We start from the raw sequence: 18232 nt of genomic DNA, 5'->3' as shown, positions 1-18232 counted from the left end.
CCGAAGTCCGTAGATGGCGTAGCAAGTTAGTCCCTGGTTATGTATCCCTTACAATCGCGTTCACTGGCGCCTACCGAGCGCAGCGACACTTTATGATGCCCTTGGGTGCAACCGAAGGGCGAAGCCATTTGGCGAATCGAAGATTGTTCATAAAACACTGCTATTCAGCTCCTAACTACTGCCTTCTAGCTTCTAACTACTCTTTTACGGATCACCCATATTATGAGACGCATTACCCCTAGATTTCAAAATACGTTTAAGCACACTGTTGCATTCATCAGCAGTGTATATTGTGCATACGCGAGCACTCAAGCTGCCTATTATGTCGATCCTGCCACGGGATTCGATTCCAATTCTGGCACCCTGACTGCGCCGTTTGAAACGATCAAAGAGGCGCGCGACACAGTTCGCTCGGTCAATGACAGTATGACAGGTGACATCGTCGTGTATCTTCGCGGTGGTGTGTATGCTTTGAACGAAACGCTTGAGCTCGATGCGCAAGATTCTGGAACAAACGGCTATCGCGTGATCTATCGCAACTATCCGCACGAAGAGCCGATCATTACCGGTGGCCGAGCTATTAGCGAGTGGACAGACGTAGGAGGTGGTATTTATGCAGCCAGTGCCGACTCGATGGCGTTTAACCAATTGTCGGTGAATGGGCGACCCGCTCAGCGTGCGCGTCATCCAGAATACGGTTCGCCTTATAAAATTCTGACAACGAACCCATTCAATCAGAGGATCAAAATTAACCTGACAGAGATCGAAGCGTGGACGGGTAATCTTGGACGGATGGAAATGGTCATCGCCAGTTCTTTCACTTCCAGTCGCTTGCGAATTGAACAGTTTGTGGCTTCTGATGATAATGGTGATGATGTGGATGATGTGGCGTTTGTGACTCCCAAAGATCCAGAGCGCGCGGCGTATTGGGGGTGGCTGGACGGCCCGCTGGAAGGCACGCCTTCCTATTATTTTGAAAACCATATCGACTTTTTGGACACGCCAGGTGAGTGGTTCCTCGATCTGGATACAGACATTGTTTACTACATGCCAAAGGATGGTGAAGACATGCCGACTGCGGATGTCTGTGCACCACAGCTGGAGCAGTTACTGTCAGTCGAAGATGCCGAGTATCTCACGTTCTTTGGACTGACCTTTGAGCATGCCAGCTGGTTGGCTCCGATGGAACGAGGCATGGTGCAACGTCAAGGGAGTATGGAAGTGCTACGGACTACATATGACGAAGCGAATGAGAAGTGGAAGACTGCACAGTTTAATGTGGTGCCCGTTGCGACCTATTTTAAACAGATCAGCAATGTTCGTATCGAGCGCTGTGTCTTCATGAACATGGGAGCCGCTGCGATGGGCTTTGATACAGGCACCAACAATAATACGGTGGTCGGCAATGTATTCTCTGAAATTGCTGAGTCTGGAATTATTTATGACATGGATAATTATCGTTTTGCGACGGGCGATGCGCTGTCGACGCTGGATACGTTTGATTCCAATTATTTCTTCCGTATCGGCACGCTCTATTATGGCGGCACTGGGCTCTTCGCGTTTTGGCCGGATCAGATCACCATCACTCACAATGAATTCGCTCAGATCAATGGCTTAGGCATGAATGTGGGCTGGGGCGCGACTTCAGACCCCGTTGCCACGAAACAAGCGGTGGTCACACACAATCGCATGCATGATGTCTCTGTTCGCGCGCGTGATAGTGGTGCGATCCATACCAAGAGTAATCAGGCTGGAGCGACTGGCGAGTCTGCCATTGATACTGGCGGTCTCTATAGCAGGAATTGGATTTATAACAGCACCCCGCGCACCTGGTGGGATACAGGACCAGAGCGTTACAGCCATGGAATATATTTAGACGATGCTTCGGAATATGCCACAGTGAGTCATAATGTGTTTATGAATATTCATGATACAGATCTTAAGATCAAAGGGGACACACACACCTTCATCAATAATGGCTCTCAAGATCAGACCATCAAAGATGAGTCAGGTCTCCGTGACGGATATTTGGATATTAAGGATTTCTGGCGTGGCGGTGCCATCGGAAGAGACCTTGAACCAGGCGACGCTTACAGCGCTACAGGACTTGATTTAGGCGTATTGTTTGATGATAGCTACGCTTCGGATGCCGCGGGCTCACAGCCTGCTGGTTACACCTACGATGAAACAGGTGGAGTGATCGAGGTGGTCAGTGTGTCAGACAATAGTATCAGGATGAGAGACAACAATACTGACAATTCCATCGGCACCACATTGAGCCGAAACATCGGCGAGCAGTCTGGCACCCTCACATGCACCTTTCGAATGAAGGCAGGGCAAACGACGAACAGTCTATTTTTCTATCTCTTTGATGATGCTGGTAAGCGTGCCTGCCAAGTCGGTTTCTCTGGGAATGGGAATCTACGCTATTTCTATCAGGATGGGACCTATATCGATATCGCGACTTATGCAAAGAACACATGGTATACCTTCCGTCTCGAAGTCGATGTGCAGAAGCAAACCTTTAGCGTGTGGATCGACGATACATTGGTGCTAGGCGATTGTATGTTTTACCATCCGACTGAAAACCTCACTTCGCTCCGATTTCAGAATTCTTTTAAAACTGGATACTTTGATCTCGATTATCTCACAGTCGAAAGTGATCTCGTGGCATCGAGCTCAGTCACCACTCAAGGCACTCCGTATGCATGGATGGATCAACACTACGATACCACTGGTTGGACGCCTGCGGATTACGAGGCGCAGGATGCTAAGGATGATGACTTTGACGGAGCAAGCACAGGCGAGGAATATCTCGCGGGCACTACTCCTGTAGATCCTTCTAGTGTGTTTAAAGTGCTCTCACTCGGAGCCGACGAAAGTGACCTTTCGTTCTCATGGAAGACACTTCGCGACCGGAATTACACGATTCAATCCTCGATCGACCTCCAGCCAGATAGCTGGGGTGATGTGATCAATCTACCGGGCAACGGTGGGCTGAAACAGTTCTCTGCAGCAATCGAAGAGGGTGCTCAGTTCTACCGCATAGTGATTAAAGAGTAGGGCGAGGCAGACAGATACGTAAATGCGTGATACTCAGAGCTCTTGAAGCTCATATAATGGAGTCATCCTCTAATCGTGTTTATGAATTTTCTGACGCCCCTCGGTTCGCTCAATCTCCTTTTTACCGCAGATACTAGGCCAGCCGACGGCATCGCGCAGTTATGCGCTGTGCCACTACCAACCGTATTGCGGTGCCAGAAGGACATACTAAGAGCACATGACGGCCGATCCATCCCGAATGGCCTTTAATCAATTAAGCCTTTAATTATGATTCAATACCGACGTTTCGTAACAGTCGTCAGCCTAGTGTTCTCGGCAACGATTCTTGGCGCGCAGCCGCAACAACCGAATTTCCTGATCATCCTCGGCGACGATATCAGTGCCAATACGATCGGCTGTTATGGTTCGGAGAACCCGAATACGACGCCCAACATCGATCGCTTAGCGGACGAGGGTATTCGCTTTACCAATATGTTCGTGTCCGAGGCTGTCTGCGCTCCTGCCCGCGCCGAACTTTATACCGGGTTAATGCCATACGGTAATGGTGTGATCGCAAATCACGGGGCGACGAAGACTGGCACTTTGAGCGTCGTTCAACATTTGAACCAATTAGGCTACCGAGTCGGCCTGACAGGAAAGACACATATTAAACCCGCGTCGGTGTATCCCTTTCAGAAGGTCAAAGGCTTTCAGTCAAACTGTAACGCTAGAAAGCCGAAACCTGATACCTGGGATGGCGTGGAAGCGTTCATGACAAAGGATGCCGACCAGCCGTTCTGTTTGGTCATTGCATCGATCCATGCCCATGCGCCATGGGATGCGGGTGATACGTCCCTGTGGGACGTGGACTCGCTGAAACTCCCCGCGAACTTGGCAGATACGCCAAAGACTCGACTGTTATTCCGCGAATATCTAGCCGAGGTGAGATTGTTCGATGAACAAGTCGGCAAGGCAGACGAGCTCTTGCAGCGCCTCGGACTCGATGACAACACGGTATTGATCGTCTTGGATGAAAACGGTGCGGGTATGCCGTGCGGAAAATGGACGACCTATGATTGGGGCGTGCGTTCTGCCTGTGTCATGAAATGGCCCGATGCGTATGCTGCCAATTTTGAGACCTCGGCGATTGCGCAATACTGCGATATTCTACCAACCTTAATCGACGCAGCTGGCGGTGACGTGCCTCTCGCGATGGACGGCAAGAGCCTCCTGCCGCTCATCACCGGTAAGCAGACAGAGCACCGCGAACAGGCTTATTTCGTTTATAACAGTGGCGGAGAAGGGACTCCGTTTTCTTCACGAGCGACCACAGATGGGCGTTATAAATTGATTTGGACGTTAACACCGGAAAATCCATTCACAGTGCGCACGATCAACGGCTTTGACTATGGCTATGTCGATAAGATGGAAGACCGTCATGTGCGCCAGATGTATCAATCATGGTTGGAGCAGGCAGACACCGACGACGCTGCTGCGGCGATGGTGCAGCGCTATCGGCATCGGCCGGAGTTTCAGCTCTACGATCTCGATAACGATCCTGATGAAATGACAAACCTCGCCACAAATCCTGAGTATGCGTCAAAGGTCGATGAACTGAAGCATTCGATCCAAGCGTGGATGGTCGAGCAGGGCGACTCGGGTGCTTTGGTCCAATCAAAGGCTCATTCCCTAAAAAAGTCTAAAAAGAAAAAGTAATTCAGCCCGCGTTGTCATTCAGTTGGGGCGAGGTCGCGTAACTGCGGCTTAATAAACGCTTAAGATGAGATAGCTCAAGTCGTGCTGGATAAGCATTCATTAAGCGTAATTAAGCGGTCAAAAAACTAGGTTCCTTTTCTTCTGTATCGTCAAAGTGTGGCATAGAGTGAGGCACGAACGGAGTTGCCCACTACAGTCTGGATCTACTAGTTTTGAGTATCAATGATCCAACCATTTTGAGACTTCAAGATGCGAATATGCTGCCCCTTGGATTCTTCAATGTCTCCTTTTTTGAAATCGCTAAGTCTAGCCTCAATCATCTGCGTCATCATGCTGTTCAGCATGCCCTGGGCTGTCCCCGACACTTCACTTTTCAATCGCTCAATATATTCTGTTTTTGAAACTAAATATTCCCCCTTGAAGTCTATGATCACATAATACGCATCATCCTTTTGGTAGAAATCATTAATGACTACGTCGAAGATCTTAACGTAACCTTCACCGTTATTTCTATCAGTAATTGCCTGTATTTGCTTGGTGATGTCCTGAGCTGTTGGCGCTGGTTTGCTGCAAGATGTCAGCAAGATACACAAAGTGATGCAGATGAATGTTAGGGTTTTCATTTTTTGTAGATCGTCAAGAGTGCTCATGTAGTGAGGCACGAACGGAATTGAGCAGCTCGACTGGTTCGACCTCATTTGATTTTAGTTACGTGGATCATCGCGGTGCTACCGTCGGTTTCAAATTCTCTTTTTGTAGATGGATAGTAGGCCTCGTGCTCCGCCCAGATCGATAGATCGTCCCGCATGCACCAATTCCTTTTGAATTCAGTTTTTCCTTCTTCGTCCGTCGTGTATTCAGCCGGAAGCATCGATAATGTGTAATAGACGACTTTTACAGTAGCACCTTCAACTGGTTCGCTCTTTTCATTCAGGACAAGTGCTTTATTCACTGTTGTTGTGCAGCAGCCAGAGAGGAGAATGATGCTAAGTAATGCAAAAAGTTTAAACATGGTTTCTTTTTGTCGAACAGTATTATAAGTCTTTGTAGCTAATCTTTTGCTACAGGTTTTGTGTGGTGAATAGGATGATGAATAACTCGTTGGTGCAAGATATTTTAAGAACTTTTTGGTGGGCGAATGCGTTGCCGCTTGGCATTGAACGTTTTTGGGGATGAATGGCTTAAAATAGGAGGTTTGAGCTGAATTCTAAAAACTCTGACTAACGGATATTTTGCAGGGGGTATAAATGGCATAGTCGATAGGGTCTAAGGCTCATTTCGGGGCTGCGTGTTTTACGCATCGCTTACGTGGGATTCAAACCCCTATTTCAATAGGGTGGCTGTCTGAAACCCCCTATTTTAATAGGGCTCAGAGGGTTGTTGTCAGCGCGCGTATAAGACTTCGTCTCACGCGATTCTTTAAGTGATGTATTACGTCTATATTCTACATTCTGATTGTGACCAGGGGCTTTATATTGGATTTACGAGTGACTTGACTGCACGTGTTGCGGCTCACAATCGAGGTGATTCAAAATCAACGGCTTCTCGATGTCCTTTACGGCTTATCTATTATGAGGCTTATACGATGGAGCAGGATGCTTTGGGACGTGAGCGTTATCTTAAAAGTGGAGCTGGTCGAAGGCATATTGATAAGCAATTACGGTGCTATTTCGAACAGTATCCGCATAGGAAGACGACGTGAAGAGAAACCGCGTGAGGCGTAGCCTTTTACGCGGGTGACGACACGAATTTATCTCCACGTCGATGGGAGTAAAAAGCCAGACAGTCCTGCGGATGGATTGTGACTCGGCGGTGCCGAGAGTGAGCGCCTTCGGCGAGTGTCCGCGTAAAGAGCTTCGTGCGCGTATAAGACTTCGTCTAACGCGACTTCGCTCCACGCGGCTTTGAAGTGCGAGTGGGAAGTGTTAGTGCGAACGAGACGTTCGATGAATCTTCGCGCTACGGCTGGGGCTTGGAGGCTTGTGCTCGGAGGCTTTGGCTCGGTGGACAGACAGGACGGAGGTCTGCCGTAGATGGCGTCGCGTAAAAGACGATGTCTCACGCGATGGCAGCAATGTCTGTGTCACGGCTTTGGTGCTTTGGCTCTGTGGCCGAAACCAGTTCCTGGATCCGCTAGCTGGGACTCTGTTAGGTCGATTGATATGTTGTAATAATCTGCGTCCATCTGCGAAATCTGCGGTTAGACAATGCCGAGCTTGAGTTTGGAATACGTTGGTTCGGTTGAGACGTTCGATGAATCTTCGCGCTACGGCTTTGGCTCGGTGGCTTGTGCTCGGTGGCTTTGGCTCGGTGGCTGGGGCTCGGTGGACAGACAGGACGGAGGTCTGCCGTAGATGGCGTAGCAATGTCTGTGTCACGGCTTTGGGAAAAACGAATTAGGTGCCTTGAGCGTAGCGGGCGTGAGACTTCGCAGATGCAACGGGCCGAAACCAGTTCCTGGCTCCGCTACGCTTGGGTTCGGTGCTTGGGATCGGTGGCCGAGTGGCGCATTTACGTGATAGTCGAAAAGGTCTTCGGCTTGTATGCTAGGAGTTTCCTTACATGAGATAATTTAATATGATTAAAACAGCCTTCCTCTGCCTACTAGCGATCCTACCGATTGCGTTATCGGCGGCCCCCGACACCAGTCGCCCTCTCAATGAGCTGCTAGATCCCACGGTCTATCAGGCACCAGCCATGCATCCGCACCCGTCACACGATGTGGGTGACATCAAGGCGGTGTTTTATGACAGCATCGATTACAACGGGCAGCCAACGCGCGTGTTTGCCTATATCGGCGTTCCTAAAAGTGACAAGCCGCTGCCTGCGATGGTGCTCGTCCACGGGGGCGGGGGCACCGCCTTTCATAAATGGGTGAAGCTGTGGAATGATCGCGGCTATGCGGCCATTGCAATGGATTTGGAAGGACACCTGCCAGAGAATGTTGCCTCCGGTGGTGGACGTTTGAGTCACGACCACAGCGGGCCTTCCCGCGTGGGACGCTTTAACGATGCGGAGAAGCCGCTCGAAGCGCAGTGGATGTATCATGCCGTGTCTGACATCTTTGTGGCGCACACGCTGTTGGCTTCGCTACCTCAAGTCGACGCCGACCGTATCGGTGTGACGGGTATCTCATGGGGCGGCATTTTGAGCAGTTTGGTGTCTGGCATCGATGACCGCTACAAATGCGCCATGCCTGTGTATGGCGCTGGCTACCTCTACGAGTCCTACGGCCATTTTAAAAGCGTCAGCGGTGATGCTCAGAAATATTGGGACCCGGCACGTCACTTTAAGGATGGTTCCGTGCCGACACTCTGGGTGAATAGCGATGTGGATGGTCACTTCTCGATTAATATTACATCGCATAGTTTTGAAACGACCAGCGACCATGCTTGGATGACGATTCACCCCGGCATGAAGCATGGGCATGGTGCCGGGTGGGATCCGAAGCGCGTGCCGGAAATTTATGCCTTGGCCGATTTCTATCTAAAAGGCGAGGGCGCACCACTGGTGCGTATTGTGAAGCAACCGTCCCGCCGCGCAGTGGCACTCAGCTACGAAGCTGAAACAGCCATCGAGAGTGCCACCGTTTATTATTTGAACGAACCGATCAGCTATCGGAAGCCGGCCAATAACCCGAAGGCGAAGCATTCGGGTCCGGGCACATGGCTCACCCTTGATGCGAAAATCGATCCCGCAACTCGCACGATCTCTGCGCAACTGCCGGAAGCGTGCATGACCTATTATGTGAACCTCAAGGATAGCCGAGGGCATCTGGCTTCGTCCGTTCTCGTAGAACTGGGAAATACAGATTAGTTTTTACGCTGCGGTTGTTAATAAATTACGTCTCCCTTCGCCCGAGCACTACAGCATTATGAAATTACCCCGCATCTTCAAATTCTTCACGCTCTCTGCGGTATGTAGCACCATACTGTTGGCTCTGGCGCCTCAGGCCATTGCTGCAAAAGGCTTAGCCAGTGAGGACGAACTCTATACGGGCCGCAGAGCAGCCTTTGCCAATCCGAAGCATGATGATCCAGATAAACCAAATGTTCTGCTGATCGGTGATTCTATTTCGATTGGCTATACGCCCTATGTCAGGCGTATGCTTAAAGACTCGATCGATGTGTATCGAATCCCAACAAATGCACGAAACTCAGCCTATGGTCTGGAGAATCTGGATAAGTGGCTGGCGATGAAACCGGCGAATTGGGATGTCATTCACTTTAACTGGGGCTTGTGGGATGTCTGCTATCGGAATCCGAAATCGAAGACTCAGGGGCACCGTGACAAGGTGAATGGCACGCTGACTGAGACGCCCGAGCAATACCGAGCCAATCTCGAGCAGATCGTAGCTCGTTTGAAAGCGACCGGCGCGACGCTGATTTGGTGCAACACCACTCCCGTTCCGAAAGGCGAGGCGGGGCGCAAGCTTGGCGATGCTCTCAAATACAACCAGATTGCTGCAGAGATTATGCAAGCCAACGGGGTGTTGATTAACGACCTGTATGCACATGCTCAACTGGAGTTGCCTCAGATCATGAAAGCGAAGGGCGATGTCCATTACACCGAAGCAGGCTATCAGCATCTGGCAAAAAAGGTGGCGGGCGAACTCACCGCAGCGCTAGAAGTGTCAGGTGATGCGCGAGTCATGCCGTATGAGGAGATCTATGCGAAGCGACAGTTGAAGCGGATGGATCGCTCTAAGGATGGTATCATTTCTGAGCAAGAAGCAGGAGGTAATTGGAGGCGGCTGAAAGGCCTGGACCTAGATACAAGTGGGGGCGTGGATATGACAGAGCTCGCTGGCTTAGAGCGCCCTGTATTGCCCACCCAAGGTGAGGCGCAGCTCAATGTGCTCTACAAGAATTTGCCCGAAGAGAGCCTCTATCTCGACCTGTATTATCCGCCTAATACTGAGAAGGGCGATTTGCCCGTGGTCGTGTTCACACATGGCGGCGGCTGGGGTGCCGGCAGCAAAGAAGGGGCGGCCCAAGGATCGCATCGCGATCTGTTTCTCAAGGTCTTGGATGAGGGCTTCTGTGTGGCAGCGGTCAACTACCGCCTCGCAAGAATGTATGGAGACAATTACGTCCCGGAATGCGTGGCGGACTGTAAAGATGCCGTTCGCTTTCTCGCGAAGCATGCCGATGCGTATGGAATCAGTGCGGATAAGTTTTATTCAATTGGTAACTCTGCGGGTGGGCATCTCTCCATGATGCTTCTATTGAGTCCGCCGGATCAGCAACTGGGAGCTCCCGAACTGGCAGATGCGGACTATACGATGGTCGCTGGCGTGTCATGGTATGGTTGGGCCAATCAGGAGCACGAGGAGCTCTTTATTAAGCCGAATAAACCTCAGAAAGAGCCGCTGCGTGTGAATCACTCACTCATTGCTCGCCCCGGCCTGACGCCCGAAGCACATACCGCGATTATTCATGAGATGAGCCCCAGCACGTGGTTAACTCCAGAGAGTCCGCCGCTCTTCATGCTGCACGGCACTGAGGATCAGACCATCATCGTGCAGCATGCGTATTGGATGAAAGAACTGGCAGACAAACGCGGCGCGGATGTAGAGATTTTAATTGTAGAAGGCGCTGGGCATGGTTGGAGCAACAAGGGGATTCAACCGACACAGGAAGAGGTGATTCAAGCGACGGTGGACTTTTTTGTGAAACACAAGAAGTGACATGGCATTCCTAAATTTCGTAGCGAACTTGCGCTAGTAAGGTCGACGGGCTTTCAGCATACGTCGACGTGACTAGCGTCACATCGCTGCAATGATAGCGAACTCTGCCCTACGACTGGCTCAGGGCCTTGAACTTGCCGAAACGGCGGTATAAGCACTCGTTGTATTGAGCGCCAGGGTTCTACCAGAAAATGTGAAAGCTTGGTAAGAACACTCAAAATTATGTGCGCATGAATAGTGTATCTGCGTTATAGGCGAAATGAGACTGTGCTGCTATGCTAACAAACGTCGCACTTTCAGCCTCTTACCCCATGCAGCTCTATCTTATCTTAATAATTACTTTGTTGGTCAGCAGCGTTTGTAACGCGGATTCAATACAGGCAGATTTCTACTGTCATCCGCAGGGATCAGACGCATGGTCGGGCACATTAGCCGAACCCAACATGACCGGAACGGACGGCCCGTTTGCAACATTGGAGCGGGCGCGCGATGCAGTCCGAGGACTCAAGCAACGTCAGTCGGGTGATATTCAAGTCCTGCTCCGTGGTGGCACTTATTTGTTAAGTGAGACGGTTGTCTTTGGCTTGGAGGATTCTGGTAGCAGCGAGTCGACCATTACGTATGCAGCCTATCCAGGTGAGACGCCCGTCTTTAGTTCCGGCAAGGAGATTAAGGGCTGGAAGAAGGTGAGTGGTTCGCTTCCGGGGTTGCCCTCAGAGGCTCGGGGCCAGGTCTGGGAGGCGGAGGTCTCCGGTAAATTTCTAACCCTCTACGACAATCAAGGGATGATGCCCCGTGCGCGCTCGGATCACTTTGTCCCTAAAGGCAACGCGACCGAACTGAGATATCCTGAAGGTCTACTGAAAGACTGGCCGAATGTGACCGATGTGGAGATTTTCGTTCGTCCGACTCGGCTTTGGATGATGAATATTCTGCCCTTAGCATCAGTCGATGAAAAGGCTGGTGTTGCCAAGACTTCGATCAACGCAACCTATGGCATGAACAAGATCGGTTGCTGGGTTGAAAACGTGCTAGAGCAGCTTGATGAGCCAGGCGAGTGGACGCTTAACACAAAGCAGGGCAAGGTCTATGTCTGGCCACGCGGTCAGTCGCCAGTGGTGGCGCCGCAGTTGATTGAATTTATTCGTATCGAGGGTGATATCGATGAGCAGGGGCCGAAGGATATTCCAGTCCGCAATTTGCACCTTCGCGGTCTTACTTTCAAGCATGGTGATCGCTACACCTTGGCGAAGGGGGACGCCGGCACCCAGCACGACTGGGATATGTTTGATAAGGCCAACGCATTGGTTCGCCTACGTGGCACAGAGAACTGTGTGATTGATAATTGCCATTTCCTCCAAAGCGGTAGCGGCGCAATTCGGGTGGATCTGCATGGTATCGGCAACACGATTTCGAATAACCACATTGAGCAGATGGGCGGCGGAGGCATTTTGCTTTGCGGCTATGGCCCAGGCACCAAGGATGTGAACAAGCATAACGTTGTTTACAATAATCACATTCATCATGTCAGCGAGATCTATTGGCACTCGCCCGGCATTTTCCTCTGTCAGAGTGGAGAAAACCGTGTAGCGAATAATCTGATACACCATACGAATTATTCGGGCATGATTGTCGCTGGAATTGTAACCCGCTTTTTTGTGAAGCAGAACAAGCGTGAGTCCAGCCGTGCGATCCGCTGGCACGAAATTCAGAATTTACCGAAAAATCCAGAGCTGGAAGACGTGCGACCATATCTGCATACGCGAAAGAATCTAATCGAGAAAAATGAGATTCACAACGTCATGCAGATACTAGGAGACGGTAATGGGATCTATATTCGAGGCGCGGGTGCAGGCAATGTGATCCGCGATAATTACATTCACCATCTGGTGTCTTCGATCAAAGGACAAAGCGGGATGCGCACGGATGGCGGACAGATGGATACACTGTTTACGGGCAACGTCCTCTATAAATGCAAGTCGCAGGGCATGACGCTGAAGCTGAACAACCGCTTTGAGAATAACATCATTGCTGATGTCATTGCACCACGTGGAATCTACCTGAAGATCGTCGAGGGGCCGTCTACTGGAGCGAGCAACAAGCGTAATATCTTTTACTCAACGAATGCCGACTGCACCCTTATTTCCGAACCAGGCGGCGGGACGGGCCTAGTGGGTGAGGATCGTCGAGGCCGAACTCCTGCGCGGATGCAGGATATGGACTCCGACTACAATATCTACTTCTGTAAGGCAGATCCCAGCATCGGCGAAAAAGTGCTTAAAAAGCTGCAAGGCGATGGTGTCGATGCACACAGCCGGGCGGTTGACCCGCTCTTCGTCGATCCAGAGAATGGTGATTTCAGGTTTAAGCCCAACTCGCCTGCGCTTGAGATGGGGATCTTACCGATCGATCTGTCTGAGATCGGGTTAAGAACGACGAAATAGTGTCGATTGGGGAGGGACGGCCTCCGCGCCGTCCGCCGAACCTCAGCACAGAACCTCTGCACCAGCATAAGGCAAGACGAGGCTCGTCCTTCCCGAATGTGTTGAGCTAAAAAGCACAATTCGTGATGCGCGGCAGTCTCGCGTGAGTTCGCTACGGTGTGTCTGAAGTTTAATCAGCTGTAGCGATGCGACGCTAGTCGCGTCTATGCCTGCCGGGCGATGACACGGTGGTCGACCTCGCTAGCGCGAGTTCGCTACGGTGTGTCTGTAGTGAAATCGGCTGTAGCGATGCGACGCCAGTCGCGTCTATGCTTGTCGGGCGATGACACTGTGTGTCGACCTCGCTAGCGCGAGTTCGCTACGGTGTTTCTGTTGTAAAATCCGCTGTAGCGATGCGACGCTAGTCGCGTCTATGCTTGCCGGGCGATGACACGGTGTCGACCTTGCTAGCGCAAGTTCGCTACGGTGTGTCTGAAGTTTAATCAGCTGTAGCGATGCGACGCTAGTCGCGTCTATGCTTGCCAGGCGATGACACGGTGATCGACCTCGCTAGCGCGAGTTCGCTACGGTGTTTCTGCTGTTAAATCGGCTGTAGCGATGCGACGCCAGTCGCGTCTATAAATGATATGGATGTTAACACAAAACGAGGCTTGAAGAGACAATGACTCGCAAAAAGAACAAGCGTAAGGCAAAGTAACCAGCTATGGGAAAAAGTATGAAACGATTGATGACACTATTATCAGTGGGGCTGTTGAGCTTTTCTGCAATGAGCAGCATCGCTTTGGCTGCCAGTAAAGATCCAGAGCAACCGAACATCCTGTTTCTGTTAACGGATGATCAGCGTTGGGACGACATGGCGGCGATGGGCAATCCGATCATTCAAACACCCACGATGGATCGTCTCGCTGAGCTGGGGACGCTGTTTACACAGGCGACGGTATCCAGTCCAATCTGCATGGCCAGTCGCGCAACTTGCTTCTCGGGGCAGCCTGAGCGCTTCCACCGTGTTAATTTCGGGGGCTCTAAGTTTACAAATGTGACCTGGAGCCAGACCTATCCGCAGGTGTTTCGTGATTCAGGCTACTTTACTGGATTCATTGGCAAGTATGGGGTTTTTGCCCAATTTGATGCGGCGGAGAAATTTGACGTCTGGAACGGCTTTCACCAGCAGGGGAGCTTTACGACTAAAGACGGACGTCACCTGACCGAAGTGATAGCCGAGCAGGCGATTGATTTCATGGAGCAGTCTGAGGCTCAACCATTCTGTCTATCCATCAGTTTCAAGGCGCCTCATTTCGAGAAGAATTCGCTGCCCCCAATCGAGGCCTGCAAGGATCTCTACAAAGACATCGGTGCGATTCCTTTGCGCGGCAGCGAATTTATCAAAAAAGAGTATGTCGGTAATGACTCATTCGTTCGTGACCGCTATAACATGTTCTTCTCTGACGCTGAGAAACGCTCGGAGACCATCAAAATGCGCTACCGTGCGATTACCGGTGTCGATATGACGATCGACAAGATCATGCAGAAGCTGGATGACCTAGAGATTGCGGACAATACCGTGATCGTTTTCATGGGAGACAATGGCTATAGCTATGGTGAGCATGGGCTCGCGGAAAAATATTGGATGCATGAAGAGTCGGTTCGTGTGCCGATGATTGTGTATGATCCGCGCATTCCAGCAGAGCAGCGTATTCAGCAATCTGACGCGCTGGTTTCCAACATTGATGTAGCACCCACGCTGCTTGCCGCTGCGGGTTTGGAGGTTCCTGAAACTATGACTGGAATGGATATCGCACCGTTATTGACATCGGAGGATGTGGCTTGGCGTGAAACTGTTTTTTCAGAAAACCTCTTCACGCTCCGCGGAGGACCACTGTGTGACAGTGCCCGCACGCCCAAGTGGAAATATGTGGAGTATTTTGATAATCCGGAAATTACTCCAGAACTCTATGATCTGGAGAAGGATCCGCTTGAAATGAACAATATCTTTTCAAACCCGGAGTATCAATCCGTCGTCGAAAAGATGCGTGATGCGTTGATTGCACATCGTAAGTATTATTCCGCCGACGAATCTGGCTGGAAGAAGGGGAACGCTGTTTCAGCTCAGAAAAAGAAGGCCGGAAAGAAGGAAAAATAGGTCGATTGAGCCTGCGTCGCTGAACCTCGAACGAGACATTTCTACGAATTTTAATAAGCTGAGTTAGACATAAAAATGAATTACATAAAAATACAGAAACGAATCTGCATCTTAATAACGGCGGTCGCCAGCTCGCTTTGGGGAGCAGGATCAGACGCCGAACGGCCGAATGTCATTCTGCTGATGGCAGATGACCTCGGGTGGGGTGATGTGCAGTGTTTTAATCCCAAGACAGCGATCAAGACGCCGCACTTGAATGCAATGGCTGCGGACGGTCTGCAGTTCAACCGCTTCTATTCATCCTCACCGGTCTGTAGCCCGACACGTGCTTCGAGCATTACGGGACGTCATCCATTCCGCTTTGGCGTTTATTATGCCAACACCGGGCATATGAAGACCGAAGAACTCACGATTGCTGAGCTGCTCAGAGAACAAGGATACACCACTGGCCATTTTGGCAAATGGCACTTAGGCACACTCACGACGGAAATTAAAGATGCCAACCGCGGCAAACCGGGCAACACTGAGGAGTTTAGCCCACCATGGAAGAACGGCTTCGATGTCTGTTTTTCGACAGAGTCGAAGGTGCCCACTTGGGATCCGATGTTAAAACCAGTAAAGGAAGCCAGCGATGGTTGGAATGGTGGCGGTAAAGGCTGGGATTACATTAAAGACCGCTCAACGGCTGAGGCCTATGGCACACATTACTGGAATGAGCAGGGCGAAATCGTGCGTGATAATTTGGAAGGCGATGACTCACGCGTGATCATGGATCGTGTCGTGCCGTTCGTGCAGCAAGCGGCCAAAGACGATCAACCGTTCTTCGCAGTCGTCTGGTTTCATACGCCGCACTTGCCAGTCGTCGCCGGGCCGGAATATGCCGCGATGTATCCGGGGGTGAGTGACTTTGAGAAAAACTACTATGGCTGTGTGACTGCCATGGATGAACAGGTCGGACGCTTGCGCGCGGCATTGAAAGAGGCGGGCGTTGCGGACAATACCATGGTCTGGTTTTGCTCGGATAATGGCCCTGAAGGCGGCAATAAGAGCCCCGGGACTGCGGCGCACTTTAAAGGACGCAAGCGCAGCCTGAGTGAAGGCGGCGTGCGCGTGCCGGGGATTCTAGATTGGCCCGCCCGCGTGACGTCAGGGACGGTCTCTGAGTTTCCCGCAGTCACCAGCGATTACCTACCGACGATTTTGGATGCGATTCAAGCTGAATACATCGGTGAGCGCCCGTTGGACGGCATATCGCTCCTGCCGATGATCAATGGTGACATGACCGAGCGTGCCGAAGGCATTGGATTCCAGAGCCGCGGCATCGAAGCATGGTCGGAACAGCGCTATAAACTCTACCGAAACGGCAAGAAGCCTTGGGAACTCTATGATCTCATTGAGGACCCTTCAGAAAAGAAGAATATCGCAAAACAGCACCCAGAAATCGTTGCCGAATTATCGAAGAAATTGGTGACGTGGAAAGCATCATGCAAACTCAGTGATCAAGGAAACGATTACTAAGATGAAGTGTGTTACAGCGCTCAGGCGTGTAGATCGCTGATATCCCGTAGCGTGCAGCTTCAGCAAACGTGCGTCGTGCTGGCTAGGCCTGTCGAATAGAACGCCCTTTTAGGGCTAGCTGTCTGGGGCTTGAATTCCCGGGGCGTTGCCCCGGGCTGATATAGGTTGCCCCGTTGGGGCTAGAAATCATCCAAATTGAAAATATGACAATCTAGTTTTCTGCTTAACGGTTATATCATCTATATTATGCAATGGCATTGGGCTGAAGTTGCACGCGACGAAGCACTGATTTAGAGAATGTATTAGCAGTTGAAGCCACATCATGGTATTAGAAAGTGACGTAAAATAATGCTTTTACGTAATGGGGGACTCTGCATTTATCTGTTAGTATGGATGTTTCTGTCTGATTCCCCCATCTCCCATGAACCAATTTAATAAGCTGGTCTGTCTCTTTGTTGCGCTTGTGGCAGTGAATGTTGCTGACTCAAACACGACACTTTACGGCGAAACTCCAAATAGTTCACAAGCCAGTCAACTGGATGAGCACGCTCAAAAGAACAGTGGTGGATCTCGCTTCGAGTCGAAAGACTTTTACCCTGAATTCAGTTGGGATACTGCACCGATCTATTTGATGTTTGGCGATAAGAACCGCTTGCTGAGTTCGCAGCAAGTGGAGTTTATGGCCGGGCAATCGGGCTTTATCTGTATTGAGAAATCACATGGCATGGGTAAACTGGGTGCGGCCGAGTTAGGAGCCAAGCATGAGGCCGCGGCCTTTAAAAAAATAAATCCCAAGATCAAGGTGCTGTTTTATTTCAACGCCGCCTATGCATGGCCTTACACCTCATACAATCAGCATTTCACCAAGCAGGAGATCGAGTCTAGGCCTGATCACAAAGCGTTTCTCATTATCAATTCTAAGACGGGAGAGTATGCGGATCGTTATGGTGCGTTTTGCTTCGATGTATTGAATCCTGATTTCCGCGAATGGTGGGTCGAGACTGTTGCGAAAGGTGTCCGAGAATCAGGCTGCGATGGTGCCTTTATTGATCAAATGCACGGCTCTGCCGATTTGCGTAAAGACAAGAAGGCAGAGATTGAAGTCGCCATGGGCGAGATGATGGCGGCTCTCAAAGAGAGGATGGGAGCAGACAAGATCTTACTTGCGAATAATGCCTATGCGGAGAGCGCCAGGTATGTATATCCCGTGAGTGATGCGATCATGTTTGAAAACTATGCGAGTTCGAAATCGAGCAAGGAAAGTCTACTCGCCGAGTGGAAACATATGCACCGAAATGCCAAGGAAGGTAAAATCTCCGTCTTTCGTCTCGGCGTAGAGGGCACTGGCCGGAGGAATCTCAAACCAAATATGCCTAAGGAGGCGAAGGAAAATGTCGAGTTTGCACTGGCATGTTACCTCATCGGCGCGCAGCCGTATTCGTATTTCATGTATAGTTGGGGATGGAAGTTAAGTTCGGGCGCACTGGTCGATTACCCGGAATTTCACAAACCGCTCGGGCCGCCTAAAGGCCCACCCAGTCGCCCGGATCCCGATGGCTGGGAGTTTACCCGCGAATTCGAGCATGCCAGCGTCTGGGTGAATACCGAGACTCGAGAGGCCAAGATTACATGGGAGTGATGAAAGCTACGGTCATTAGCGGATTCACTGGAATGCATCTTTTA

The 18232-nt window shown here is 50.7% G+C and carries 11 protein-coding genes; 9 read left to right on the top strand and 2 right to left on the bottom strand.

The window, feature by feature from the left end:
* Nucleotides 1–222 precede the first annotated feature (222 nt).
* Nucleotides 223–3063: a right-handed parallel beta-helix repeat-containing protein gene (locus GZZ87_RS17135; protein WP_162027846.1), complete on the top strand. Its 2841-nt coding sequence runs from the start codon at nucleotides 223–225 to the stop codon at nucleotides 3061–3063.
* A gap of 267 nt (nucleotides 3064–3330) precedes the next feature.
* Nucleotides 3331–4758 carry a sulfatase gene (locus tag GZZ87_RS17130; protein WP_162027847.1) on the top strand — a complete coding sequence of 476 codons (1428 nt, stop codon included), beginning with the start codon at nucleotides 3331–3333 and terminating at the stop codon, nucleotides 4756–4758.
* 206 nt (nucleotides 4759–4964) lie between these two features.
* On the opposite strand, the gene GZZ87_RS17125 is transcribed toward GZZ87_RS17130, so the two are convergent.
* Both GZZ87_RS17125 and GZZ87_RS17120 read right to left on the bottom strand, forming a co-directional pair.
* Nucleotides 4965–5381 (bottom strand): hypothetical protein, encoded by a 417-nt coding sequence (locus tag GZZ87_RS17125; RefSeq protein ID WP_162027848.1) that lies wholly within the window; start codon nucleotides 5379–5381, stop codon nucleotides 4965–4967.
* Nucleotides 5382–5452: 71 nt separating this feature from the next.
* Nucleotides 5453–5770 carry a hypothetical protein gene (locus GZZ87_RS17120; protein WP_162027849.1) on the bottom strand — a complete coding sequence of 106 codons (318 nt, stop codon included), beginning with the start codon at nucleotides 5768–5770 and terminating at the stop codon, nucleotides 5453–5455.
* Nucleotides 5771–6184: 414 nt separating this feature from the next.
* Between GZZ87_RS17120 and GZZ87_RS17115 the strand changes: the two genes are divergently transcribed.
* The 7 genes from GZZ87_RS17115 (at nucleotide 6185) to GZZ87_RS17085 (ending at nucleotide 18188) form a co-directional block, all read left to right on the top strand.
* Nucleotides 6185–6460, top strand: a complete 276-nt coding sequence (locus GZZ87_RS17115) for a GIY-YIG nuclease family protein (RefSeq protein ID WP_162028354.1) — start codon at nucleotides 6185–6187, stop codon at nucleotides 6458–6460.
* 875 nt (nucleotides 6461–7335) lie between these two features.
* Entirely contained in the window at nucleotides 7336–8574 is a 1239-nt protein-coding gene (locus GZZ87_RS17110) for an acetylxylan esterase (RefSeq protein ID WP_162028324.1), read from the top strand.
* A 58-nt stretch (nucleotides 8575–8632) separates the two neighbouring features.
* Nucleotides 8633–10447 (top strand): alpha/beta fold hydrolase, encoded by a 1815-nt coding sequence (locus GZZ87_RS17105; RefSeq protein ID WP_162028323.1) that lies wholly within the window; start codon nucleotides 8633–8635, stop codon nucleotides 10445–10447.
* 275 nt (nucleotides 10448–10722) lie between these two features.
* The gene (locus tag GZZ87_RS17100; protein ID WP_244648144.1) at nucleotides 10723–12891 is read left to right on the top strand and encodes a right-handed parallel beta-helix repeat-containing protein; all 2169 of its coding nucleotides are present in this window, start codon (nucleotides 10723–10725) and stop codon (nucleotides 12889–12891) included.
* Nucleotides 12892–13618: 727 nt separating this feature from the next.
* The gene (locus GZZ87_RS17095) at nucleotides 13619–15031 is read left to right on the top strand and encodes a sulfatase-like hydrolase/transferase (protein WP_162028322.1); all 1413 of its coding nucleotides are present in this window, start codon (nucleotides 13619–13621) and stop codon (nucleotides 15029–15031) included.
* Between the two features lie 75 nt (nucleotides 15032–15106).
* On the top strand, nucleotides 15107–16549 hold the full coding sequence (locus GZZ87_RS17090; protein WP_162028321.1) for a sulfatase-like hydrolase/transferase: 1443 nt from the start codon (nucleotides 15107–15109) through the stop codon (nucleotides 16547–16549).
* Nucleotides 16550–16970: 421 nt separating this feature from the next.
* A complete protein-coding gene (locus GZZ87_RS17085; protein WP_162028320.1) occupies nucleotides 16971–18188 on the top strand; it encodes a putative glycoside hydrolase in 1218 nt (405 codons plus the stop codon).
* Nucleotides 18189–18232: the final 44 nt, after the last annotated feature.

Origin of the sequence: Lentimonas sp. CC4 (assembly GCF_902728235.1) — a bacterium.
Classification (GTDB): domain Bacteria; phylum Verrucomicrobiota; class Verrucomicrobiia; order Opitutales; family Coraliomargaritaceae; genus Lentimonas.
The sequence above is the reverse complement of the archived record's forward strand: the minus strand, read 5'-3'. Positions and strand labels throughout refer to the sequence as shown.

Bases quoted from the DNA above. Each gene is read 5' to 3' on its own strand.
- GZZ87_RS17135 (WP_162027846.1), top strand. From the start codon at position 223: ATGAGACGCATTACCCCTAGATTTCAAAATACGTTTAAGCACACTGTT.
- GZZ87_RS17130 (WP_162027847.1), top strand. From the start codon at position 3,331: ATGATTCAATACCGACGTTTCGTAACAGTCGTCAGCCTAGTGTTCTCG.
- GZZ87_RS17125 (WP_162027848.1), bottom strand. From the start codon at position 5,381: ATGAAAACCCTAACATTCATCTGCATCACTTTGTGTATCTTGCTGACA.
- GZZ87_RS17120 (WP_162027849.1), bottom strand. From the start codon at position 5,770: ATGTTTAAACTTTTTGCATTACTTAGCATCATTCTCCTCTCTGGCTGC.
- GZZ87_RS17115 (WP_162028354.1), top strand. From the start codon at position 6,185: ATGTATTACGTCTATATTCTACATTCTGATTGTGACCAGGGGCTTTAT.
- GZZ87_RS17110 (WP_162028324.1), top strand. From the start codon at position 7,336: ATGATTAAAACAGCCTTCCTCTGCCTACTAGCGATCCTACCGATTGCG.
- GZZ87_RS17105 (WP_162028323.1), top strand. From the start codon at position 8,633: ATGAAATTACCCCGCATCTTCAAATTCTTCACGCTCTCTGCGGTATGT.
- GZZ87_RS17100 (WP_244648144.1), top strand. From the start codon at position 10,723: ATGCTAACAAACGTCGCACTTTCAGCCTCTTACCCCATGCAGCTCTAT.
- GZZ87_RS17095 (WP_162028322.1), top strand. From the start codon at position 13,619: ATGACACTATTATCAGTGGGGCTGTTGAGCTTTTCTGCAATGAGCAGC.
- GZZ87_RS17090 (WP_162028321.1), top strand. From the start codon at position 15,107: ATGAATTACATAAAAATACAGAAACGAATCTGCATCTTAATAACGGCG.
- GZZ87_RS17085 (WP_162028320.1), top strand. From the start codon at position 16,971: ATGAACCAATTTAATAAGCTGGTCTGTCTCTTTGTTGCGCTTGTGGCA.